The organism is Salmonella sp. GDC200615 (assembly GCF_050574145.1).
GTDB lineage: Bacteria > Pseudomonadota > Gammaproteobacteria > Enterobacterales > Enterobacteriaceae > Salmonella > Salmonella enterica.
This window is the reverse complement of the sequence record NZ_CP192247.1, coordinates 1,648,207-1,671,281: the sequence shown is the minus strand read 5'-3', so window position 1 is coordinate 1,671,281 and position 23,075 is coordinate 1,648,207. Positions and strand designations below refer to the sequence as shown.

The window sequence follows — 23,075 nt, the reverse complement described above, 5'->3', positions numbered from 1 at the left end:
GGGTCTGTAGGCAGTATACTACCACCACGCGTGGAAATGATGTACCGGACCAATGCCCTTCCCCACTTCCAGCGTGTCCGCCTGCGCCAGCGCCGCCGAAAGCCATGCCTTCGCCTCGTTTACCGTCTCTCCCCAACAGCGATGCCGGGGCCGTAACGCCGCCAGCGCCGCCGACAGCGTACAGCCCGTCCCATGCGTATTTTTGGTGTTCACACGCGGCGCGCTAAAACGTTGCTCGCCCTCACGGGTAAAGAGCCAGTCCGGGCTTTGCGCATCCTCTAAATGCCCGCCTTTCATCAATACCGCTTCACACCCCATCGCCAGTAACGCCCGCCCCTGCGCCAGCATCTCCTGTTCCGTACGTGCATGGGGCGCATCCAGCAACGCTGCGGCTTCCGGCAAATTAGGCGTAATCAGCGATACCTGTGGCAACAGCCGGACGCGTAATGTTTCTATCGCAGAGGGCGAGAGCAGCGGATCGCCGCTTTTCGCCAGCATCACCGTATCCAGCACCACATTACGTACATGATGACGCTGTAGTCGCTCCGCCACGGCCTCGACAATATCGGTTTCCGCCAGCATGCCGATTTTTGTGGTATCAATGCGCACATCGCTGAACACGGAATCAAGTTGAGCGGCGACAAAGTCCGGCTCTATCCGGTACACCGACTGTACGCCACAGGTATTTTGCGCCACCAGCGCGGTGATGACCGAACAGCCATATGCGCCCAGCGCGGAAAAGGTCTTGAGATCCGCCTGGATACCGGCCCCGCCGCTGGGATCGGTGCCGGCAATCGTCAGCGCGTTAATTCGTTGCATTGGCCGCCTCCACATCCAGATGATAGAGCGCATCAAGAAAAGCCGGGATGAAGCTACCAGGTCCTTCGCTACGCTCTGCCGCAGCCTGTCCAGCCAGTTTCATCCAGCAGCAGGCCAACGCGACATTGTCCAGCGCGGCGCCCGGTAACGCGCAACTGGCGGCGACGACCGCCGACAACGCGCAGCCGGTGCCTACAATGCGAGTCATTAACGGATCGCCGCCGGGAATGCTCAGCGTGCGCTGACCATTAGTGACGTAATCTATCTCTCCGGTAACCACAACGATGCAGTCTATCTGACGCGCCAGCGCCTGCGCCGCAGGCAGTGCGGCCAACGCCGCCTCGGTGGTATCTACGCCACGTCCGCCCAGCGCCATGCCGGATAACGCCAGGATTTCCGAGGCGTTGCCGCGTATTGCCGCCGGGCGCAGGGACAAGAGATCCAGGCAAAATCGCCGACGAAATTCCAGCGCGCCCACCGCGACAGGATCAAGCGTCCACGGCGTTTTGGCATCATAAGCGCTTTCTACCGCCGCACGCATCGCGTCAGCGCGTGAGGCAGTTAATGTTCCGACATTAATCAGCAAGGCGTTGGCGATGGCGGCAAACGGTCTGGCCTCGACAGGATCAATCACCATGGCGGGTGAAGCGCCCAGCGCCAGCAACGTATTGGCGGTAAACGTTTGTACGACGTCATTCGTCATACAGTGCGTAAGCGGGGAGAGCGCGCGAAAGTGTTTTAACGTATGCGCCGCAAGCGTGCGGCAGTGCAGGTCAGGCTGCATGGTTCAGCTCCTGCCCGCGTGAAGAAGGGACACGAGCAGTGTCAGACTTCCCTACGCTGGCATTATCCAGATCAGGTGGTACGGGTATTTCTCAGCCTTCACAAAGAAGGGCACCCCGAGTCGTCAAGCCCCACCGTGTTAAGCGGGGTTTCGCTATTAAGCATACTGTCTGCGCCAGACAATGTAAATTTACAGCCAGCCGCGGACGATAATTTCAGCGTTATCAGATAGTTCTCAAAACCTATTCGGTTCTGGCAAACTTGCTGGCGGATATGTTGCTGCACGACGCTTTCGTTTACACTTTTTACGAAAAGGGGCGTGAGATAACAAAATAGCGCTTGTCAGATACGCCACCAGCAGAAATGATACACACGATGTTAACTGACCCGCATATGTGGAGGGTAAAAATATGAAAAGTAAGTTGCTGCCTTGCGCGCTGTTGCTTGCAACCAGTTTTGCATGGGCCGCCCCCGCGACAACGGGCATTGATCAATATGAGTTAAAAAGCTTTATCGCCGACTTCACCCACTTCAAGCCCGGCGATACCGTTCCGCAAATGTACCGCACCGATGAGTATAATATTAAACAGTGGAAATTACGTAATCTGCCCGCGCCAGATGCCGGTACTCACTGGACCTATATGGGCGGCGCGTATGTACTGATTAACGATACCGATGGAAAAATTATCAAAGCCTATGATGGCGAGATTTTTTATCATCGATAATGATATACGCACTCTTTCTATAAAGAGTGCGTACCGCATAAATTTAATTATAAGATACCACGATTAATGCTTTCGATTGTAATGGCCCCGCTTTAACTTTTGCAGGATCGAGAACATAATATGTGGCAAAGACAGGAATAGCTTCCACCGAATTCACTGCGCTGCCTTTGGCATAGGTTTTGAAAATACTATTTATCGCTACTCCTTTGTTTATTTTAAGCAGGCTCCGATTTGAATCTCTTAAGATAAACCCAACGCCATTATCGTTATCCGGTTTCAGGACTGCTTCATTCTCATCCCAGACTAAATCACTACGTAGATTTACCGCTATTTGCCGTGATGTCAGCATCGCATTCCGCACCTGATTTTTGCAATCCAGAATAATATCACCCTGCTTAGAAAACTCACTAACCTCTCCTTTAGCACGGAGTTTAGTCATAGGCACCGGGTCCAGTGTGATGGTGAGATTCTGGGGGGCGCAGGTAGTTTCTTTACGGTTGTAATTTATCGTTAAACTGGCTTTATAAACGCCTTTCCCATTCAGATCAGTGATAACGTTTGCAACACACTCTCTATTCCCCCAACAGCCAATATATCTTAAAATAAATACCACCCAATCGCTACTGCTCCATTGATTCTTTGCACCCGACATCACCGTTATATTATCTATCGTAACCGAGTACCCCCCCTGGCAGACACAGTCACCGCCTCCAGTGAGTTTATTTCTGAAATCGTTATCTTATAGGGGGCTTCAATTACACCGTTTTGATTGCGCATATTTATCGCACTACTGCTCTGCCATTCAACTTTTAACTTTAACTTAACACTGTCATTCGGTCCCATACCGATAATATGATCGGATGTCTCTAATTTAGTCACAACATCACTATTAGAACAATTGGCATCTGTGAAACCATTTGTAATAATGGCTGACTCCTCCCCCCCCCAGCATTAAGCTGTCGGATTGAATCGTATAATCCTTCGTGTTGGTTAAGGTCGCATTACACGCCGCGTAACCCAACTGCGTAAACTGCATCATCATTAATAAAAATAGTAGTCTTTTCATGGCGTCACCTAAAGATTACCGACAAATATAAACGTTATTTTCATCAATCTGTTTATCAAAAGTGATCTTACAGAAAAGACCCTGTTGTTTATCTGTTGCGATTTTTACCGAAATGGGAACCTTTTCAGTACGAATAAATACCCGGCTCCCCTGACCTACCAGTCCTACATTATTTCCCTCGTCATCTTCCACTTCATAACCAAATGTTAAAGGCTCGCCATCTGCGCGCCGCGCCAGGAAATAAAAAGGTTTACTGGTCTCTGTTTCAAAATGAACCAATACTACGGCTCCGCGATAAGGCACTGTAACTTTTCGATTTCCCAACAGGGCGACATCGCTTTCACTCTCAGAGACATCAAGAGAGATAAAATTTTGCCGGTATGGCGTCAATGCTTCAAATACGGCATAACCTTTTGCATTGGTACGTAAATAGGGACGCCCCTGCACCGCCGCGCCCTCCAGGTACGGCGCGTTAATAATCGCGATAGTATCATTAAGGCGAGAGGCTAAATGCACGCCATCGGCCCATGCAACCAGCCCTCCCTGAATATTTCCGCCCACCTGATGGTATTTATTGGACTGGCTGTAACTGCCGCCGACTGTCGCCAGCGGGGCGTTCCAGGTTACCGATCCCCCGAATGTCGTTTGGTGTTCCTGTCGCTGCTGGCTGAGGTTAGTCGTATAATTAAACTGATCGCGATTACCGAACGTGCCGCTAAGGCTGGTGTTATTCGCCTCATAACCTTGATCGTCAAAGGTGGTGGAATTCGATAAATGGATATCACGATTTCCCCCATTCTCCTTTAATCCCCATGTTAAGGGAATCGATAAATAGATATTAAAGCGCTTATCTTCACGGTTATTGCTGTCATACGTCTGAGTTGCCGATAGCGTAAAACTGAGCCGCTGCCAGGTATTACTGTAGCTTAACTGATAATCCTTTCCCGTGCCGCTACGCCCCCAATAGTCGCGCCACAGAGCGCTGGCAGTAAAATATCCCCACCCATCGGGTAACGTCTGATTAATATTGAGAGTGAAAGTATTTTTACGCCCAAAGTCATTCTCATAATAATCAGCAATATCATAAATATCGTCATCATCGCGACGATAGTTATCCCGGTTATTAGCCCAGACATGATCGTTAAAAGTGCGATAATCACGTGATGAGTAGCGATACGCTGCCAGAGAAAAATGGGTGGCCGATTGCGGGAGATATTTATTCCAGGCAACCTGGTAGCTTTCCCCATCAAAAACATCGCCATTATCCTGCTTGCTATGAGACAACGTACCGTCGACAGATACCGCGCCAATCAGCGTGTTCCATCCGGTGCCAAGGGTAAATGAGCGATAATCGCTGGCTAACATCGTTCCGCCATACAACGTTAGCAGGTTATTGACCCCGTACTGATAGGTTCCCTGGAGAAAATCAGTTTGCTGAGAGGCTCCTTCAATTCTGCTTCGTCCGGCGGCGAAATCATATTTTGCTACGCCGGGCTGCACCATATTGGGAACGGAAGAATACGGAACAATAAACCGTGAAACAGTACCGTCAGCCTCTTTAACGCTCACGTCCAGATCGGCTCCCCCCCTGCCAGCTGAAGATCTTCAAATACAAAGGGGCCAGGCGGAACTTCTTTTTGATAAACAATGAAGCCATTCTGTTCAACCGTCACCAGGGCGTTACTTTGCGCCACGCCACGCACAACCGGAGCGAAATTTTGCTTAGAGTGCGGCAGCATTTGCATATCACGCCAGAAGCGCACCCCGCGAAAGCGCACCGTATCAAACATATCCCCGCTGGTGTACTGTTCCCCCAGACGCATTGTCCCCAGTACCGCCGGGAAATCACGTTCCAGATACAGAGTATTGCTCTGCCATTTGCCAGCTGAATTTTCACTTTTGGAAAAATTAGCGTTAGAATGTAATTGCCATCCAAGCAGATTCAATCCGCTGACAAAATTTGCGTAAGTATTTTTCTCACTACCGCCGCTTTTATAATGGCTGTAATATTCGCTGGCATAATACGATGTATAAAAAGCGTTAATTCCACGGTCCCATGTCTCTGGAGACGCATAGCCCGCTTCATATTCCAGCACATAAGCCTGAGGGACGCTCAGATAAAGGTTAAAAGCGGCAGTGTCATAAGAAACACTACCTCCATGAACCACCGTTTTCAGCGCAATACATTCATTTTCTACTGTTGTACTCTGCGGGGTAAATTTAATTCCCAGGCTGGCGATCAGGTCCGGAGAAATACAGGTGCTATCGGGGTCATCCTGAATATTAACCTCATAAGTTCCACGCCATTCTTTATTGACATAAACGTCCATTTCATAAACGCCAGCCATGGGTTTGGTGCTATCAATCTGATAACGAGACACCTTTTCACCTTTCAACCCACCGAACATAAAGTTAGTATCGAATGTTTCTTCTTCAGCCCAGGCGGGTGAAATAAGTAATGCTGCAAAAAGTGACAGCGTGATGGCGTTTAACTTTTCCATTATCTATCCTTAGGTGGATTCCCCGCTTTTAATTTTCTATTTTGACAGTCTCGTTTAAATAATTACCAGAATCATCAATTAGCGTCACGGTATAGCTATTTACGACTACCGTTGTGGTGATACTCTGCTATGACCATGGAGCCAGTAATAAGGTTTCTTTATTTACTTTACTTTTTGCTTTAATTTCTGGAATAGTGATCCAGTTTGCGGAATTATTTTTCACGCTAATACTCCCTGGCGCACGAAGCAACTGCAAGCGGGAAAATGTTGCTTTATCGACTTTCTGTACCCCCGGTGGGCGATAGATCAACTTTATCCGGTTTTGTAGCGCAAATTTAATGATATTTTTATCTTTGTTCTCGTCTGAATTTGGTGGAATATCCAATACATTGAGGTAGAAAAGACTTTCACGATCGCCAGGCAAATTATTAGCGAGCTTCTTTATTTTTAATTGCTGACCTGAATTTGCCGCAACTCTAATTACAGGGGGGGTCATAATAAATGGAACCTGTAATTTTTCTGGCGGCAGGCTGGTATCACCGTTATCAATCCACGCCTGGATGAGTGAACTTCGTTTACCGTCATTCATTAATTGTACGGTAATATCTTTTTTCTGCGCCGGATAAATAATACGTGTACCATATATATAAATGCCACTCCACGCAGGCATAGCGGCACAAGCCAGGCATAATGCAATCATCCATTTCATGGCCGATAACCTTATAAAAGAGATACAAGCGGCTAAAAGCTTAGCCGCCAAAAAACGATTGTTAATCAGTTAATACCGTCATCGTCAGTACAGATTCAACAGAACCTGGTGTTACAGTATTTTCAACGGCGGCATAGCGGGCAGAAAAGTTCAGGGTATATACACCATTTTCAAACTTACTTGAATTCAGAGTGTAATTCCCCGCCTCATCCGGTTTCACCTGAATACCATCAAGATAAACAGCGAAGCCCGCACCATTATTAGTAGCATTATTTTTGGTGATTTGCATGTTATCCACAAATTGAGAACGGTTAAAACTAATTCGTGGATTAGCTGTATTCGTACATCTTACTTTTAAAATCGCTTCTGGGCTAGTGTATCCTGTATATATATCGCCAGGGTTTAAGTCAGTCAATCTATCAACACCTACCTGGGATAATTCAATAGTCGCGCTATTTGCACCTTCGAAAGTACAGGATGTTCCCACCACTTCTCCGTTTATTTTTAATTCCCCCATATCTTCATCAGCAGCAAAAACCCCAGCGCTCATAAATACAGCAGACAATACAGAAGCAGCAATAAGTGAACGTTTCATAATCTCTTCCTTAATGAAGTAATTTCTATTTGTTAAGAGTTATTAACCCTTGCAACGAAAATTCTCATAGACAGGAAGTTATCGCAATGTAAACACGATGTTTTGTTGATTTAAAACAATTTACAGATTGCAATATAATTGCAACAAATAATCATTGCTTATCATTATTTTGTAAACTTATTAATTTCCGAAATTTACTGCCCTTAAACATAAACACAACAAATAAAAAAGCCCATATCATTGATATCAATGATATGGGCCTGCGGAATTAATAAGAATTAGTCGTAATGATTAACAACAATCTGTCGGGTGCTATCACCAGGCACCGTGTATAGCTGCGTTGTCACACCTCTCATCGGCGTAGCGGCGGGTGTTTGCAGAGTTGAAACGTGGATAGTGTTGCCGCAACGCTGCTGCAACTGTGCGTTTACCACTTCTGTACTGCACGTTGGCGCGGTCACTTTTCCACTGATGGTTAATGTTGCGGTGTCGGAGGCAAAAACGGGTACGCTTATCCCATAAGCCGAAACTATAATTCCCATCAGCAAATATTTTTTCATAGTGAGTAATTGTTCCTCTGGTGAACGTCAAACAGTATGCAGGCCGTCCTGATGAGCAGTATGAACGTATCGATACCTTAAAACCAATTGAAAAAATAAATCAGTAGGATAGGTATGATCAATTCAAATAATGTTTTTGCCGATTATTTCAGATAAACACCTGTCTGTTTAAGCAGGAATTAACAATGCGGGGGCTATTATTTTATTAATACATTCACTGCATCAATATATATTAATGCAGTGAATGTCATATTCTCTTTGGAATACGTCAGGAGGATTACACCGCGCGGAAGGCGATTTCACCCGGAATCACTTCACCCTGCCAGTAAAGCTGTGCCGCAACGCGATCGGCCAGTTCGCGATAGATCGCGGTAAATTCGCTCTCCGGACGGCTAACCACCGTCGGCGTACCACGATCGAGATCTTCGCGCAGACTAATATGCAGCGGCATCTGACCCAGAAGCTGAGTATGGTATTTTTCCGCCAGCTTCTGCGCGCCGCCCGTGCCGAAGATCGGTTCGTGATGGCCGCAGTTGCTACAAATATGCATACTCATATTTTCCACAATGCCGAGCACCGGCACTTCCACCTTCTCGAACATCACGATACCTTTTTTGGCGTCGATCAGCGCGATATCCTGCGGCGTAGTCACCACCACCGCGCCGGTAACAGGAATGTTCTGCGCCAGCGTTAGCTGAATATCCCCGGTTCCCGGCGGCATATCCAGTACCAGATAATCCAGATCCGGCCACAGCGTCTCCTGCAACATCTGCATCAGCGCCTTACTGGCCATTGGGCCGCGCCATACCATCGCGTTATCGTCAGTCACCAGATAGCCGATCGAGTTGGTCGCCAGGCCGTGAGACATAATCGGCGCCATATGCGTACCGTCTGGCGATGTCGGGCGCTGATCTTCTGCGCCAAGCATGGTTGGGATCGACGGACCGTAAATATCGGCATCGAGAACCCCGACCTTTGCGCCTTCAGCCGCTAACGCCAGCGCCAGGTTTACCGCCGTGGACGATTTCCCCACCCCGCCTTTACCGGAGCTCACGGCAATGATGTTTTTCACGCCATTAATGCCAGGCTGATTTTTGACGCGTTTCAGCGTCGCAATGTTGTACGACAGTTTCCAGTCGATCGCTTTTGCGCCCGTAATACGTAACAGATCGGCGCTGCATTGCTCTTTTAATACCTCAAACGCGCTGTTCCAGACGAACGGCATGACCAGCTCAACGTGCAGCGTATCATCCATCCAGGCGACGTGGTGCAACGCCTTAAGCGTGGTGAGGTTATGCTTCAGGGTTGGGTGCTGAAAATTCGCCAGCGTCCCGGCGACCATCGCTCGCAGGGTATCTGGTGATTTGGCCTGGGATTGTTCGTTCATCCCGACTCCTTTTGTAGTTCTGAAAAGTACGATTGTAACTTTGTAGTTTACTCCAGCGGTAACAATTATTCATTTACGGATAAATGCCCTTATCGATTGGCGCAGTAATTACCATTTTGGTACTATCAAAGCCCTTTTTTACAACAGAAGAAGTAATACCCACTATGACTCAAGTCGCGAAGAAAATTCTGGTAACGTGCGCGCTGCCGTACGCCAACGGCTCTATCCACCTCGGCCATATGCTGGAGCACATCCAGGCTGATGTCTGGGTCCGTTACCAGCGAATGCGCGGCCATGAGGTTAACTTCATCTGTGCCGATGACGCTCATGGCACGCCGATCATGCTGAAAGCGCAGCAGCTTGGTATTACGCCGGAGCAAACGATCGGTGAAATGAGCCAGGAGCACCAGACCGATTTCGCCGGTTTTAATATTAGCTACGACAACTACCACTCAACGCACAGCGACGAGAATCGCGAGCTGTCCGAGCTGATTTATACGCGCCTGAAAGAGAACGGTTTTATTAAGAACCGCACTATCTCTCAACTCTACGATCCGGAAAAAGGCATGTTCCTGCCGGACAGATTTGTGAAAGGCACCTGCCCGAAATGTAAATCCGCGGACCAGTACGGCGATAACTGTGAAGTCTGCGGCGCAACTTACAGCCCGACCGAACTTATCGAGCCGAAATCCGTGGTGTCCGGCGCGACGCCGGTAATGCGTGACTCCGAGCACTTTTTCTTTGATCTGCCGTCATTCAGCGAAATGCTGCAGGCGTGGACCCGCAGCGGCGCGCTGCAGGAGCAGGTGGCGAACAAAATGCAGGAGTGGTTTGAATCCGGCCTGCAACAGTGGGACATTTCCCGCGACGCGCCGTATTTTGGTTTCGAAATCCCGAACGCGCCGGGCAAATATTTCTACGTCTGGCTGGATGCGCCGATTGGCTATATGGGCTCCTTCAAAAATCTGTGCGATAAGCGCGGTGACACGACCAGTTTTGATGAGTACTGGAAAAAAGACTCCGACGCCGAGCTGTATCACTTTATCGGCAAAGACATCGTCTATTTCCACAGCCTGTTCTGGCCTGCCATGCTGGAAGGCAGCCACTTCCGTAAGCCGACCAACCTGTTCGTTCACGGTTACGTGACGGTGAACGGCGCGAAGATGTCTAAGTCTCGCGGCACCTTTATTAAGGCCAGCACCTGGCTGAAACACTTTGACGCCGACAGCCTGCGCTACTACTACACCGCGAAGCTTTCTTCACGCATTGATGACATCGACCTGAACCTGGAAGACTTTGTCCAGCGCGTCAATGCCGATATCGTCAATAAAGTAGTCAACCTGGCATCCCGTAACGCCGGTTTTATCAATAAGCGTTTCGACGGCGTGCTGGCGGCTGAACTGGCCGATCCGCAATTGTACAAAACCTTTACTGACGCCGCTGCGGTGATTGGCGAAGCATGGGAAAGCCGTGAATTCGGCAAAGCTATCCGTGAGATTATGGCGCTGGCCGACGTCGCTAACCGTTATGTTGACGAGCAAGCGCCGTGGGTGGTGGCTAAACAGGAAGGCCGCGACGCTGACCTGCAGGCCATTTGCTCGATGGGCATCAACCTGTTCCGCGTGCTGATGACGTATCTGAAACCGGTACTGCCGACGCTTTCTGAACGCGTTGAAGCCTTCCTGAACAGCGAACTGAACTGGGATGCCATCGAACAGCCGCTGCTCAGTCACAAGGTCAACACCTTTAAGGCGCTCTACAATCGCATCGACATGAAGCAAGTTGAAGCGCTGGTTGAAGCGTCTAAAGAAGAGGTGAAAGCCGCAGCCGCACCGGTTACCGGCCCGTTAGCCGACTTCCCGATTCAGGAAACCATCACCTTTGACGATTTCGCCAAAATTGACCTGCGCGTAGCATTGATTGAAAACGCTGAGTTCGTGGAAGGCTCCGACAAATTGCTGCGTCTGACGCTGGATCTGGGCGGCGAGAAGCGTAACGTCTTCTCCGGCATTCGTTCCGCCTACCCGGACCCGCAGGCGCTGATCGGCCGCCAGACGGTAATGGTCGCCAACCTCGCGCCGCGCAAAATGCGCTTTGGCGTCTCCGAGGGAATGGTGATGGCCGCAGGCCCTGGCGGGAAAGATATCTTCCTGTTAAGCCCTGATGACGGCGCGAAGCCTGGCCAACAGGTGAAATAAGCAACAAGCCGGAGCATGCTCCGGCTTTTTTAACCGCTTAATCCTGACTGGCATATCGCCTCCTCCGCACGTTTTAACTTTTTCCTTAATAAGCAATAGCGCTAAGACTCCATATCCGGACTGCTAAATAACGGCTAAAAGTCATATTCTATCTCTCCCTGATACATTGCTATTACTGGGTTAAATTAATTCATTGAAATTATTTTAAAAGCCCAATTATTATATAAAATGGAGTTTTAGATGAAAATTTCTGGCAAGTTATTGTCCACGGCTTTGGCTTCCGTACTGGTGTTCTCTCTTGCTGGCTGTGGCGATAAAGAAGAATCAAAGACCTTTAACGCAAACCTGGCGGGGACAGAAATTTCAATTACTTACACCTATAAAGGTGACAAAATCATTAAGCAGACGTCTGAAAGTAAAATCAGCTATGCCACTGTAGGCGCTAAAACGAAAGAAGATGCCGCCAAAATTCTCGATCCGCTGAGCGCGAAATATAAAAATATCGCCGGAGTGGAAGAAAAATTAACCTATGAAGATACCTATGCCCAGGAAAACGTCTCTGTGGATATGGAAAAAGTGGACTTTAAAGCGTTACAGCAAATCTCAGGGACGATGGTGTCCGGCGATACCAGCAAAGGTATCAGCATGAAACAAACCCAGACGCTGCTGGAAGCTGCTGGTTTTAAAGAAGCGAAATAACTGGCAGGCATAATGTATTGCATCGACTGGTAAAGTCGCTCAGGGCGCTGCTTCGGCAGCGTCTTTTCTTTATGAATTCCGAAAAAAGACAGCCTCGCTGTAAGTCCCCTCGCCAAAGCCTATAATCCCTGAATTCCTGGCCACACCAATACTTAACGACAAGGAATTGTTATGCAGGTTCTACGTCTTATGGCACTGCCACTATTCGCGCTCTCTCTATCGGTTAGCATAACTGGCTGCGATCAGAAAAACGATACTCTCCAGGGAAAGCAAAATAACATGACAGCGTTTATCAAGAAGATAGCCGCTAGCAAAGAGTCAGAGGAAACACAACGCTATGTAGGTAATCTCAACGGTATTGAAATCAAGTTAACCTATTACTACAAAGGGGATATCGTTTTACGTCAAATATCTGAACATAAACTACTTTATAAGACCCTGAAAGCCAATAATAAAGAAGAAGCACAAAAAATGCTGAGTCAAGTCGGCGAAGCTTATCAGGGTATGCCGGGTTTGACTGAACGAATCGACTATTATGATAGCTATGCTACGGAATATGTGGATATTGATTTTACCCAGGCAAAAATAAGCGACCTCTGTAAATTGCCAGGATCATCAATTGACAACTGTTCCGCGTACTATCTGTCAATGATTCGCTCGCAGAAACTGTTGGAAGAGAGCGGGTATCATAGAATCAATTAGTATAATAATGCGTTTTCCCGGTCAGACAGGACGCTGCCGGGAACAATACCGCAGAATTACTTCGCCGCGTGTTCACGGGCCGCCAGACCGCGCAGAAAATAACGCATAAACTGATCGCCGCATTCGCGGAAGTTCTTATGGTCCGGCGCGCGCATCATCGCGGTGATCTCTGACATTGAGACACGAAACAACTGACCGGTAAGTATCGCCAGGATATCATCTGTTTTTAGCGAAAAGGCAATACGCAGCTTTTTCAGCACAATATTGTTGTTGATACGACGTTCCGCCGTCAATGCAGGCGCCGCCTCATCTTTGCCGCGTTTTTCATAAATGAGGCCATTGAGAAATGAGGACAACACGATATCCGGGCAACGCTGAAACCCCTCTTCCTCTTCTTTGCGCAACCAGATTGCTATCTGCTCCGGCGTAGCATCAACGTTACCCAGCGCCAGGATACGCGCCAGATCGGTATTATTAGCTTTTAAAATGTAGCGCACGCTACGCAGAATATCGTTACTCAGCATGAGGCCTTCGGTCGTTTCTATGGCAAAACGATATTCTAACAGTCTTTTACAGGCCAATCGCCTCTTTTAAACTTTTCAGATAGCGACGGCTTACCGGCACCGTCAGGCCGTTGCGTAAAATCAGCTCTGCCTGCCCATTATCCTCCAGCCGAATTTCCTGCAAATGGGCCATATTCACCAGAAACTGACAATGACAACGCAGTAGCGGCGTCCGGCTTTCCAGCGTGCGCAGCGTCAGCTCGGTAAACCCCTCTTTCCCTTCACTGCTGGTCACATAAACGCCGCTCATACGGCTACTGACAAAGGCGACATCATCCATTTGCAACAAATAGATCCGGCTGTGTCCGGTACAGGGAATGAATTTAAGCGCCTGCTGGTTTTCCGGCAACAACGAAACATCCTGTTTACTGCGCTCCTGACGCAGACGATGTAACGTTTTTTCCAGCCGTTTCTCCTCTATCGGCTTGAGCAGATAATCAAAAGCGTGTTCTTCAAAGGCTTTGATGGCGTATTCGTCAAACGCGGTTAAAAAAACGATATACGGGCGGTGTTCCGGATCAAGCATTCCTACCATCTCCAGTCCACTGATACGCGGCATCTGAATATCCAGAAACAGCACATCAGGTCGCAACTTATGTACCGCGCCAATCGCTTCTACCGCGTTCGCGCACTCTCCCACAATCTCAATGTCATCCTGCCCCTGGAGCAAAATCCGCAGATTTTCCCGCGCTAACGGCTCATCATCCACAATCAGCACTTTAATCATGCGTCCTCCTCCAGTGGAAGTCGTAATGTAATTCGGGTAAAACAGTCCGGCTCGCAGGCCACGCTAATACCATAATCATCGCCAAAGTGTTCGCGCAGACGTTTATCAACCAGACTCATCCCCAGCCCGCTACTGCCGGCGGAAGGCTGATACAGTCCCGCATTATCCTCAATATCTAACATCAAATGCTGCCCTTCGCGCCGGGCGCGAATAGCGACGTTGCCGGTATCAAGCAGTTGCGACGTGCCATGTTTAATGGCGTTCTCAACAATCGGCTGTAATGTAAACGCAGGCAATTTCTGACGTGAAAGCGTCGATGGAACATCAAGCTGTACCTGCAGACGCGACTGAAAACGCGCTTTTTCAATTTGCAGATAAGCGTTTACGTGTTCAATTTCATCCGCCAGCGTGACGATTTCCGACGGGCGTTTTAAATTTTTGCGAAAAAAGGTCGACAAGTACTGCACCAGTTGGCTGGCCTGTTCGCTGTCGCGGCGAATCACCGCTTTAATGGTATTGAGCGCGTTAAACAGAAAATGCGGGTTCACCTGCGCGTGCAACAGCTTGATCTCTGACTGCGTCAGCAACGCCTTCTGCCGTTCATACTGCCCGGCCAGGATCTGCGCGGATAAAAGCTGCGCAATACCCTCTCCCAGGGTGCGGTTAATTGAGCTAAACAGCCGGTTTTTCGCTTCGTACAATTTAATGGTGCCCATGACTCGCTGATTTTCGCCACGCAGCGGGATCACCAGCGTCGAGCCGAGTTTACACTGCGGGTGTAGCGAACAGCGATACGGCACTTCGTTGCCATCGGCATAAACCACCTCTCCGGTTTCAATTGCTTTCAGCGTATAACCTGATGAAATGGGTTTGCCCGGTAGATGGTGATCGTCGCCAATACCAGTAAAAGCCAGCAGTTTTTCGCGATCGGTGATGGCGACGGCGCCAATATCCAGCTCCTGATATAACACCTGCGCCACCTTCATACTGTTCACTTCGTTAAATCCCTGACGCAGAATCCCCTCCGTTGACGCGGCGACCTTCAGCGCGGTAGCAGAAAATGCCGAAGTATATTTTTCGAACATGGCGCGCTTATCGAGCAAAATACGCATGAACAGCGCGGCGCCAACGGTATTCGTCACCATCATCGGCGCGGCAATATTACTGACCAGATGCAAGGCATCGTCAAACGGCCTGGCTATCAGTAAAATAATCAGCATCTGCACCAGTTCGGCAATACACGTAATTGCTCCCGCCGTCAGCGGGCTAAACACTTTGTCCGGGCGTCCGCGACGTATGAGAACGCTGTGTACCAACCCGCCCAGCAGCCCTTCGACGATGGTGGAAATCATACAGCTCAGCGCCGTCATGCCGCCCATAGAATACCGATGTAACCCACCGGTCAGACCGACCAGCCCGCCGACGACCGGCCCGCCGAGTAGGCCGCCCATCACCGCGCCAATTGCGCGGGTATTGGCAATCGAATCTTCGATATGCAGCCCAAAATAAGTGCCCATGATGCAGAAGATAGAAAACGTGACGTAACACAGAAGCTTGTGCGGCAGACGAACCGTGACCTGCATAAGCGGGATGAACAGACGCGTTTTACTCATTAGCCACGCAATGACCAGAAACACGCACATCTGCTGAAGCAGCAGCAACACCAGATTAAACTCGTACATACCCGCAAACCACACTTCAATTAAAAGCGCGTAACATACATTGAGTACGATTAACTTTCTTTGAACTGTTGCATAAAAATATGAATTCGTGAATACGATCACTTAAACACCCCGCCGCAACCCGCTACTTCGCGTTTTAATGCATAAAAAACAGGCAAAACTTCCTGGTTCGTAAAAGAGCGTCTAAAGTTAAACCGGGACCTCGCGAGCAAGGGTGAAACGATGGCGCTTTACACAATTGGTGAAGTGGCCTTGCTTTGTGATATCAATCCTGTCACGTTGCGCGCGTGGCAGAGACGTTATGGACTTTTAAAACCACAGCGAACGGATGGCGGTCATCGTCTGTTTAACGATGCCGATATCGACAGAATCCGCGAAATCAAGCGCTGGATAGATAACGGCGTCCAGGTCAGCAAAGTCAAAGTGCTGCTCAGTAGCGACAGTAGCGAACAACCTAACGGCTGGCGCGAACAGCAGGAGATCCTGCTGCACTACCTGCAAAGCAGTAATCTGCACAGTTTACGGTTATGGGTCAAAGAACGCGGTCAGGATTATCCAGCCCAAACATTGACCACTAACCTGTTCGCCCCGCTGCGGCGACGATTACAGTGCCAACAACCTGCCCTTCAGGCGCTGCTCGGCATTCTTGACGGTATCCTGATCAACTATATTGCGCTCTGCCTGGCGTCTGCGCGTAAGAAACAGGGAAAAGATGCGTTGGTGATCGGCTGGAATATCCATGATACCACCCGCCTGTGGCTGGAAGGTTGGGTCGCCAGCCAACAGGGATGGCGAATCGACGTGCTGGCGCATTCGCTTAGCCAGTTCCGCCCGGAACTGTTTGACGGCAAGACGTTACTGGTATGGTGCGGAGAAAACCAGACGCTGGCGCAGCAGCAGCAACTCCTGGCATGGCGCGCCCAGGGACGCGACATTCATCCCCTTGGCGTTTAAACAGCAGCTAACAAATTCGCTTTAATGTATACTCCTTTTATTAACATAAGGAGTACATAATGCGCGTAGCGAAAATCGGGGTGATCGCCCTTTTCCTGCTGATGGCTATTGGCGGTATCGGCGGCGTGATGCTGGCAGGTTACAGTTTTATTTTGCGTGCCGGGTAAGCGCGCGCGTCAGCCTTTCAAACAGGCGATCGATAATGATCGCCGCCAGCGCCACCAGCAGCGCCCCCTGGATAACATAGGCCGTATTAAAGCCGCTAAGCCCGATAATGATCGGCGTGCCTAACGTACTGGCCCCCACTGTTGAAGCGATGGTCGCCGTACCAATATTGATAATCACCGAGGTTCGGATGCCCGCCAGAATCACCGGCGCGGCCAGCGGCAGTTCAACCTGATACAACTGTTGGCGACGGCTCATTCCCATACCGCTGGCAACGCTCATCACGCTGGCAGGCACCGCGCCCAGCCCGGCCAGGGTCGCCTGCAGGATGGGCAACACTCCATACAGGATCAAGGCGATAATGGCTGGTTGCTGACCAAAACCCATGACGGGTACCGCGATCGCCAGTACCGCGACCGGGGGAAAGGTCTGCCCGACGGCGGCGATAGTCTCCACCAGGGGACGAAACTCCTTCCCACTTTCTCGCGTGACCGCAATCCCTGCGCCGACGCCCACCACGACGGCAAACAGACTTGAGATGCCCACCAACCAGAAATGGGCGAGCGCGAGGGCGGCAAAACTCTCCTATTGGTAGACCGGGCGCGGTAAATCGGGAAACAGCGCGGCGAAGAACGGCTGGCTATAAGGCAATCCAAACAGCAGAAGCAAGAACAGAACAATAAGCCAGAGAAGCGGATCACACAGTCGTTTCACAGGGGGACGTCTCCGAAAGTAGATCGCGGAAATGGAGCGTACCGCAGGGCTCGCCCTGCTGATTCGCCACCGGCAGGACGTCGCACCGACGGGCGACAAACATCGATAGCGCATCGCGTAGCGTCATCTCTTCCACCAGCGCGTCGCCGCTGAGCTGTTCATGCCGACGTACATAATCGCCTACGCTACGTAACGAAAGCAGCCTTACGCCCAGCTCGCTGCGGCCAAAAAACGCCTGCACGAAATCATTTTCCGGCGAGGTCAGCATAGAAAGTGGCGATCCCTGTTGGATAACATTGCCCCCGTCCATCAGCACCAGATGGTCGGCGAGGCGTAGCGCCTCGTCGATGTCGTGCGTCACCAGTACGATGGTGCGCCCCAGTAGCTGATGAATGCGGGTCATCTCCTGCTGCAATGCGCCGCGCGTTACCGGATCAAGCGCGCCGAAAGGCTCGTCCATCAGCAATACCTGCGGATCGGCAGCCAGCGCCCTCGCAACGCCGACCCGCTGCTGTTGCCCGCCGGAAAGCTGATGCGGATAACGATCGCGCAGCGCGCTTTCCAGACCCAATAATGCCATCAGTTCATCAATACGATCGTTAATCCGCGCACACGACCACTTTTGTAGTTGCGGTACGGTGGCGATATTTTGCGCCACCGTCCAGTGGGGAAAAAGACCGATAGACTGAATGGCATAGCCCATGCGACGGCGCAGTTCAAGCACCGACAGGCTGCGGATCTCTTCCCCGGCAAAACGGATCGTTCCGCTATCATGCTCTACCAGCCGGTTAATCATCTTCAGAGTGGTCGATTTTCCCGAACCGGAGGTGCCAATTAACACCGAAAAGCTGCCTTCGCTAAAGTGCAAATTGAGGTCGCTAACAGCCTGTTGATCGCCGAAGGTTTTACTGACATGGTTAAATTCAATCATCGGTTGCTCCCTTCAAAAACGCGATCCATAAATCAAACAGCGCGTCGATCACTACCGCCAGCGCAATCACCGGAATGACGCCCAACAGGACTAAATCAATGGCGCTGCTCAATAGCCCCTGAAACACCAGCGCGCCGAAACCTCCCGCGCCAATCAGCGCGGCGACGACGGCCATTCCCACTGTCTGAACCATTACTACCCGCAGGCTACGTAAAAAGACCGGCAGCGCCAGCGGCAGTTGCACATGCCTGAAGCGCTGGCCGCTACTCATTCCCATTGCTCTTGCGCTCTCCAGCACATCGCGCGGCACCTGATTGAGCCCGGCGACCACGCCGCGCACCAGCGGCAATAACGCATAGAGCACCAGCGCTATCAGTGCAGGCGTCATGCCGGTTCCCGCGACGCCGAATTCGGCAAGCCACGGAAACTGTTTCACCAGCCCGGCCAACGGCGCAATCAGCAGGCCAAACAGCGCGACGGAAGGGATAGTCTGGATCACATTCAGCACGGTAAACACCGGCCCCTGGCGTGAGGCGGAAAAATAACACCAGACGCCCAACGGTAGTCCGATCGCCAACGCCGGCAGCACCGTGCCCGCCAGTAACATCAAATGTTGCACCAGCGCGGCATCGAAAACATCCTGGCGGTTGGTATACTCTTTCAGAAGCGAGAGGTTGTCGAACGTGCCTGAAAACAGCAGCACCAGCGGGACAATGACAATTTGCGCGTGCAGCAACCAGCGCCACAGCGGCCCAGTGGTAATACGGCGGATCGCATCGCTACAGGCCAGCAGCATCAGACCGAGGCCCAGCCACAATCCACTTCCCAGACTGGTACGCGCCAGCGGGCTGCCCTCCTGCGCCAATTGGGTCGCCACCCTGCCGACTCCCCACAGCATGACAATAAAAAGCGTCTGCGCCATCATCAGCGTCAGTACGCTACCGCGTTTACCGGGTACAAAGCACAACGTAAACAGCGCGCATCCCGCGCCAGTCAGCATCCAGATGGTCGCCGGCCAGATCTCCCATAACTGGCGCCCCTCGCCGCTCACCAGACGATTCGGGGCGTAATTAATGAAAGGCAGCGCGACAGCAAGCAGGGTCAGAACAACCAACAGCAACAGCACACGATTAACCGTGATTTTTTTGGCAGCATCACTCACAGATTACTTCACCCACCCTTTTTGTCGGAGGTAATCTGCGGCGACTTTTTTCGCATCCAGCCCTTCTACGGCGATTCTGGCGTTCAACTGTTGCAGCGTTTTCTCATCAAGGCTGGCGAAAACGGGCTGCAGCCAGTCGGCTATCTGCGGATAGGCCTGTAACACCGATTCATGCACTACCGGCGCGGGCGCATAGATAGGCTGGACGCCTTTCGGGTCGCTCAGGGTTTGCAGACCCAGCGCGGCGACAGGGCCGTCGTTGCCATACGCCATCGCGGCGTTAACGCCGGATGTTTGTTGCGCGGCGGCTTTGATCGTGACCGCCGTATCGCCGCCCGCCAGCGACAAGAGCTGGTTCTGATTCAAGGTAAAATCATAGGCTTTTTCAAATGCCGGCAGCGCATCCGCCCGTTCGATAAATTCCGCAGACGCCGCCAGTTTAAAAGTGCCGCCCTCTTTCAGATAACGGCTGAGATCGGCAAGCGAGGAGAGTTTATTTTTTTCCGCGATGTCCTGGCGTACCGCGATGGTCCAGGTGTTATTTGCCGGCGCAGGCGTCAACCAGACTAGCTTATTCTGCTCCGCATCCAGTTTTTTGACTTTCTCAAAGCCTTGCTTTGCATTTTTCCATGCCGGATCGTTTTCATCTTTAAAAAAGAACGCCCCGTTACCGGTGTATTCCGGATAGATATCCAGCTCTCCGGCGGTAATCGCGCCACGAACGACTGGCGTCGTCCCGAGCTGAATTTTATTGACCGTTTTAACGCCGTGGCTTTCCAGTACCTGCAAAATCATGTTGCCGAGCAGTGCGCCTTCGGTATCAATCTTTGACCCGACCGTCACGGGCGATGCCGCCTGTAGAGGTAAACTCACCGTCGCCAGCAACGCCAGCGAACTTACCCATAGCTTTGAGATCGTCATGATGCTTTCCTCATCCTTTTACGGCCTTTTTCAGAGACTTGAGAAAAAAGCATAGTTGAAAAGTCTGCGTTTAACCTGGGATTTTCCGGCAGTTTAAGTGACGTGGCAGGCAATAAAAGGGGGGACAGAAAAAGTCATTGCCAGACAGGGCGCAGCTATCGCGCCCTGTTGACGGCAGGCTTACAGTAGCTCGAACGATCCTTGTTTAACGCGAGCGGAATCCACGCCGATAAAGACGTTGAACTTGCCGGGTTCCGCGTCATATTTCATCTGCTGATTCCAGAACTTCAACGCCTCGATATCAATCGGGAAACTCACGGTTTTACGTTCGCCGGGCTTGAGGGTGATTTTTTCAAAGCCTTTTAATTGCTTCACCGGGCGGCTCATCGACGCCGTGACATCCTGTAAGTACATCTGGATGACCGTGGCCCCTTCGCGTTTACCGGTGTTCGTGACCTCTACGCTGGCCGTGACTTTGCCGTCGCGTTGCATTGTCGGTGAGGAGAGCGTGACGTCAGACACCGTAAATGTGGTGTAGCTCAGACCGTAACCAAACGGATAGAGCGGGCCATTCGCTTCGTCAAAATAGCGTGAGGTGTATTTGTTTGGCTTTTCAGGATTATACGGGCGTCCCGTATTGAGATGGCTGTAATAGACCGGAATTTGTCCCACCGAACGCGGGAAGGAGATCGGCAGTTTGCCTGACGGGTTGTAATCGCCAAACAGCACATCGGCAATGGCGTTGCCGCCTTCCGTCCCGGCAAACCAGGTCTCCAGAATCGCATCGGCCTGTTGATCTTCTTTTACCAGCGCCAGCGGTCTGCCGTTCATTAATACCAGTACCAGCGGCTTACCGGTGGCTTTCAGAGCGGTGATTAAGTCGCGCTGACTCTGCGGAATGGTGATATTGGTACGACTGGAGGCTTCATGCGCCATCCCCTGCGACTCGCCTACCACTGCGACCACTACATTGGCCTGTTTCGCCGCCTGCACCGCCTCATCAATCATCGCCTGCGGTGAGCGCGGATCGATTTTCACCGCCTCTTCATGCAGGTTTAAGAAATCGACGATATCTTTATCGTTAGTGATATTCGCCCCTTTGGCATAGAGGATCTTCGCCCCGTCGTCGACGGCATTTTGAATACCCGCCAGCACCGTCACTGACTGATTCGCGACCCCAGCAGCAGACCAGCTTCCCATTACATCACGTTGACTGTCGGCCAGCGGCCCAACAACGGCAATGGTGCCCGATTTTTTCAGCGGCAGCGTTTCCAGCCGGTTTTTCAGCAGTACCACACTTTCCCGCGCCACTTCCCGTGCCTCTTTACGATGCAGGCGGCTTTCGGCATTGGTGTCCACCGGGTCGCTCTCTTTCGGTCCCAGATGGCTATAGGGGTCGTTAAACAATCCCATGTCATATTTTACGTTGAGCACATGGCGCGTCGCGTCGTCCAGTTCCGCCATCGTCACTTTGCCCGACTTAATCAGACCCGGCAGATATTTGCTGTAATACTCATCCGCCATGCTCATATCCACCCCTGCCTTTAGCGCCACGCGCACCGCATCTTCCGGGTCGGCCGCGGTACCGTGTTTAATCAGTTCTTTAATAGCGCCGTGGTCGGAAACGGTAATTCCCTTAAAGCCCCACTCATCGCGCAGGACATCTTTCAATAGCCAGGAGTCTGACGTCGCTGGCGTGCCGTTCAGCGAGTTCAGCGCCACCATCACCGCGCCGCTCCCCGCATCCAGCCCCGCTTTGTACGGCGGCATGTAGTCATTAAACAGACGCTGGGAACTCATATCCACGGTGTTGTATTCTTTACCGCCTTCAACGGCGCCATAGGCGGCAAAATGTTTCACGCTGGTCATCACCGAATAGCGGTCCGCCGGGCTTTTGCCCTGCATCGCTTTCACCATGGTTTCGCCCATGATAGAGGTTAAATATGTATCTTCGCCAAAGCCTTCGGAGGCACGTCCCCAACGCGGATCGCGGGAGACATCCACCATCGGCGCCCAGGTCATATTCAGACCGTCGTCCGCCGCTTCATACGCCGATACGCGTCCTACGGTTCTTACCGCATCCAGATTAAAAGAAGAAGCCAGACCGAGGCTTATCGGGAAGACGGTTCGCTGGCCGTGTACCACGTCATAGGCAAAAAAGAGAGGAATTTTCAGGCGGCTCAATGCCATCACCTGATCCTGCATTTGACGGATATCCTGGCGGGTGACGGTATTGAAAATCGCCCCTACCTGCCCGTCTTTGATCATCTCGCGAATCGCTTCTTTCGGGTTATCAGGGCCGACGCTAATCAGACGTAACTGACCAATTTTTTCATCGACAGTCATTTTCTTGAGTAAATCCGTGACGAACGCGTCGCGCGCTTCGGGCGTCAGCGGGTGATTGCCAAACAGGTTTTCCGCCAATGCTGGCTGCATCGCCAGACTCACAGCAACACCTACTGAACATAACCATTTCATGTTGAGTCTCTCTTTATCTTTATCCCGACGAGGC

18 protein-coding genes, 4 pseudogenes and 1 riboswitch are annotated in these 23,075 nt (G+C 51.0%); of the genes and pseudogenes, 6 read left to right on the top strand and 16 right to left on the bottom strand.

Going from position 1 to position 23,075, the window contains the following annotated elements:
• Positions 1–18: 18 nt before the first annotated feature.
• Together thiD and thiM are read right to left on the bottom strand one after the other, a co-directional pair.
• A complete protein-coding gene (gene thiD, locus ACQ29O_RS07755; protein ID WP_001188955.1) occupies positions 19–819 on the bottom strand; it encodes a bifunctional hydroxymethylpyrimidine kinase/phosphomethylpyrimidine kinase in 801 nt (266 codons plus the stop codon).
• Positions 806–1,603 carry a hydroxyethylthiazole kinase gene (gene thiM, locus ACQ29O_RS07750; RefSeq protein WP_045161605.1) on the bottom strand — a complete coding sequence of 266 codons (798 nt, stop codon included), beginning with the start codon at positions 1,601–1,603 and terminating at the stop codon, positions 806–808. Before thiM ends, thiD begins: the two co-directional genes overlap by 14 nt.
• A gap of 31 nt (positions 1,604–1,634) precedes the next feature.
• Positions 1,635–1,731, bottom strand: a riboswitch (TPP riboswitch).
• A gap of 281 nt (positions 1,732–2,012) precedes the next feature.
• On the opposite strand from thiM, the gene rcnB reads away from it, so the two are divergent.
• Complete coding sequence (rcnB, locus tag ACQ29O_RS07745; protein WP_000837534.1) at positions 2,013–2,327, top strand: Ni(II)/Co(II) efflux transporter accessory subunit RcnB; 315 nt, start codon at positions 2,013–2,015, stop codon at positions 2,325–2,327.
• 43 nt (positions 2,328–2,370) lie between these two features.
• On the opposite strand, the pseudogene ACQ29O_RS07740 reads toward rcnB, so the two are convergent.
• The 6 genes and pseudogenes from ACQ29O_RS07740 to apbC all read right to left on the bottom strand — a co-directional run bounded on the left by ACQ29O_RS07740 (position 2,371) and on the right by apbC (position 9,145).
• Positions 2,371–3,393 (bottom strand): annotated as a pseudogene (locus ACQ29O_RS07740) (fimbrial protein).
• Positions 3,394–3,408: 15 nt separating this feature from the next.
• Positions 3,409–5,894 (bottom strand): annotated as a pseudogene (locus ACQ29O_RS07735) (fimbrial biogenesis outer membrane usher protein).
• 28 nt (positions 5,895–5,922) lie between these two features.
• Positions 5,923–6,603 (bottom strand): annotated as a pseudogene (locus tag ACQ29O_RS07730) (fimbrial assembly chaperone).
• 61 nt (positions 6,604–6,664) lie between these two features.
• Positions 6,665–7,198 (bottom strand): fimbrial protein YehD, encoded by a 534-nt coding sequence (gene yehD, locus ACQ29O_RS07725; RefSeq protein WP_000830690.1) that lies wholly within the window; start codon positions 7,196–7,198, stop codon positions 6,665–6,667.
• A 278-nt stretch (positions 7,199–7,476) separates the two neighbouring features.
• Complete coding sequence (locus tag ACQ29O_RS07720) at positions 7,477–7,758, bottom strand: YehE family protein (protein ID WP_000760404.1); 282 nt, start codon at positions 7,756–7,758, stop codon at positions 7,477–7,479.
• 277 nt (positions 7,759–8,035) lie between these two features.
• Positions 8,036–9,145 (bottom strand): iron-sulfur cluster carrier protein ApbC, encoded by a 1,110-nt coding sequence (gene apbC / locus ACQ29O_RS07715; protein ID WP_001005424.1) that lies wholly within the window; start codon positions 9,143–9,145, stop codon positions 8,036–8,038.
• Between the two features lie 164 nt (positions 9,146–9,309).
• Between apbC and metG the strand changes: the two genes are divergently transcribed.
• The 3 genes from metG to ACQ29O_RS07700 all read left to right on the top strand — a co-directional run bounded on the left by metG (position 9,310) and on the right by ACQ29O_RS07700 (position 12,744).
• A complete protein-coding gene (gene metG / locus ACQ29O_RS07710; protein WP_000195354.1) occupies positions 9,310–11,343 on the top strand; it encodes a methionine--tRNA ligase in 2,034 nt (677 codons plus the stop codon).
• A gap of 240 nt (positions 11,344–11,583) precedes the next feature.
• A complete protein-coding gene (locus ACQ29O_RS07705) occupies positions 11,584–12,042 on the top strand; it encodes a YehR family lipoprotein (RefSeq protein ID WP_000703145.1) in 459 nt (152 codons plus the stop codon).
• A 171-nt stretch (positions 12,043–12,213) separates the two neighbouring features.
• Complete coding sequence (locus ACQ29O_RS07700; RefSeq protein WP_001197951.1) at positions 12,214–12,744, top strand: YehR family lipoprotein; 531 nt, start codon at positions 12,214–12,216, stop codon at positions 12,742–12,744.
• A gap of 56 nt (positions 12,745–12,800) precedes the next feature.
• Here the strand turns inward: ACQ29O_RS07700 and ACQ29O_RS07695 are convergent, their stop codons facing one another.
• From ACQ29O_RS07695 to ACQ29O_RS07685, 3 genes are read right to left on the bottom strand one after another with little or no spacing between them, the layout of a single operon-like run.
• A complete protein-coding gene (locus tag ACQ29O_RS07695; RefSeq protein WP_000950414.1) occupies positions 12,801–13,268 on the bottom strand; it encodes a DUF1456 family protein in 468 nt (155 codons plus the stop codon).
• 46 nt (positions 13,269–13,314) lie between these two features.
• Entirely contained in the window at positions 13,315–14,034 is a 720-nt protein-coding gene (gene btsR / locus ACQ29O_RS07690; protein WP_000598636.1) for a two-component system response regulator BtsR, read from the bottom strand.
• Entirely contained in the window at positions 14,031–15,716 is a 1,686-nt protein-coding gene (locus ACQ29O_RS07685; RefSeq protein ID WP_000272845.1) for a sensor histidine kinase, read from the bottom strand. The genes btsR and ACQ29O_RS07685 overlap by 4 nt, the downstream gene beginning before the upstream one ends.
• Before the next feature lie 222 nt (positions 15,717–15,938).
• On the opposite strand from ACQ29O_RS07685, the gene mlrA reads away from it, so the two are divergent.
• Together mlrA and ACQ29O_RS07675 are read left to right on the top strand one after the other, a co-directional pair.
• Positions 15,939–16,670, top strand: coding sequence for an HTH-type transcriptional regulator MlrA (gene mlrA, locus ACQ29O_RS07680; RefSeq protein WP_001240413.1), 732 nt, complete (start codon positions 15,939–15,941; stop codon positions 16,668–16,670).
• Between the two features lie 59 nt (positions 16,671–16,729).
• Positions 16,730–16,837: a protein YohO gene (locus ACQ29O_RS07675; RefSeq protein WP_001261696.1), complete on the top strand. Its 108-nt coding sequence runs from the start codon at positions 16,730–16,732 to the stop codon at positions 16,835–16,837.
• Here the strand turns inward: ACQ29O_RS07675 and ACQ29O_RS07670 are convergent.
• The 5 genes and pseudogenes from ACQ29O_RS07670 to bglX all read right to left on the bottom strand — a co-directional run bounded on the left by ACQ29O_RS07670 (position 16,818) and on the right by bglX (position 23,041).
• Positions 16,818–17,549: pseudogene (locus ACQ29O_RS07670) on the bottom strand (ABC transporter permease). The gene ACQ29O_RS07675 and the pseudogene ACQ29O_RS07670 overlap by 20 nt on opposite strands.
• On the bottom strand, positions 17,533–18,480 hold the full coding sequence (locus tag ACQ29O_RS07665) for an ABC transporter ATP-binding protein (protein ID WP_000569175.1): 948 nt from the start codon (positions 18,478–18,480) through the stop codon (positions 17,533–17,535). Before ACQ29O_RS07665 ends, ACQ29O_RS07670 begins: the two are co-directional and overlap by 17 nt.
• Entirely contained in the window at positions 18,473–19,642 is a 1,170-nt protein-coding gene (locus tag ACQ29O_RS07660; protein ID WP_001278123.1) for an ABC transporter permease, read from the bottom strand. Before ACQ29O_RS07660 ends, ACQ29O_RS07665 begins: the two co-directional genes overlap by 8 nt.
• 3 nt (positions 19,643–19,645) lie before the next feature.
• Positions 19,646–20,563, bottom strand: a complete 918-nt coding sequence (gene osmF, locus ACQ29O_RS07655) for a glycine betaine ABC transporter substrate-binding protein OsmF (RefSeq protein ID WP_020936902.1) — start codon at positions 20,561–20,563, stop codon at positions 19,646–19,648.
• 180 nt (positions 20,564–20,743) lie between these two features.
• Positions 20,744–23,041, bottom strand: coding sequence for a beta-glucosidase BglX (gene bglX / locus ACQ29O_RS07650; protein WP_000871547.1), 2,298 nt, complete (start codon positions 23,039–23,041; stop codon positions 20,744–20,746).
• Between the last annotated feature and the right edge of the window lie 34 nt (positions 23,042–23,075).

Bases quoted from the DNA above. Each gene is read 5' to 3' on its own strand.
- thiD (WP_001188955.1), bottom strand. From the start codon at position 819: ATGCAACGAATTAACGCGCTGACGATTGCCGGCACCGATCCCAGCGGC.
- thiM (WP_045161605.1), bottom strand. From the start codon at position 1,603: ATGCAGCCTGACCTGCACTGCCGCACGCTTGCGGCGCATACGTTAAAA.
- rcnB (WP_000837534.1), top strand. From the start codon at position 2,013: ATGAAAAGTAAGTTGCTGCCTTGCGCGCTGTTGCTTGCAACCAGTTTT.
- yehD (WP_000830690.1), bottom strand. From the start codon at position 7,198: ATGAAACGTTCACTTATTGCTGCTTCTGTATTGTCTGCTGTATTTATG.
- ACQ29O_RS07720 (WP_000760404.1), bottom strand. From the start codon at position 7,758: ATGAAAAAATATTTGCTGATGGGAATTATAGTTTCGGCTTATGGGATA.
- apbC (WP_001005424.1), bottom strand. From the start codon at position 9,145: ATGAACGAACAATCCCAGGCCAAATCACCAGATACCCTGCGAGCGATG.
- metG (WP_000195354.1), top strand. From the start codon at position 9,310: ATGACTCAAGTCGCGAAGAAAATTCTGGTAACGTGCGCGCTGCCGTAC.
- ACQ29O_RS07705 (WP_000703145.1), top strand. From the start codon at position 11,584: ATGAAAATTTCTGGCAAGTTATTGTCCACGGCTTTGGCTTCCGTACTG.
- ACQ29O_RS07700 (WP_001197951.1), top strand. From the start codon at position 12,214: ATGCAGGTTCTACGTCTTATGGCACTGCCACTATTCGCGCTCTCTCTA.
- ACQ29O_RS07695 (WP_000950414.1), bottom strand. From the start codon at position 13,268: ATGCTGAGTAACGATATTCTGCGTAGCGTGCGCTACATTTTAAAAGCT.
- btsR (WP_000598636.1), bottom strand. From the start codon at position 14,034: ATGATTAAAGTGCTGATTGTGGATGATGAGCCGTTAGCGCGGGAAAAT.
- ACQ29O_RS07685 (WP_000272845.1), bottom strand. From the start codon at position 15,716: ATGTACGAGTTTAATCTGGTGTTGCTGCTGCTTCAGCAGATGTGCGTG.
- mlrA (WP_001240413.1), top strand. From the start codon at position 15,939: ATGGCGCTTTACACAATTGGTGAAGTGGCCTTGCTTTGTGATATCAAT.
- ACQ29O_RS07675 (WP_001261696.1), top strand. From the start codon at position 16,730: ATGCGCGTAGCGAAAATCGGGGTGATCGCCCTTTTCCTGCTGATGGCT.
- ACQ29O_RS07665 (WP_000569175.1), bottom strand. From the start codon at position 18,480: ATGATTGAATTTAACCATGTCAGTAAAACCTTCGGCGATCAACAGGCT.
- osmF (WP_020936902.1), bottom strand. From the start codon at position 20,563: ATGACGATCTCAAAGCTATGGGTAAGTTCGCTGGCGTTGCTGGCGACG.
- bglX (WP_000871547.1), bottom strand. From the start codon at position 23,041: ATGAAATGGTTATGTTCAGTAGGTGTTGCTGTGAGTCTGGCGATGCAG.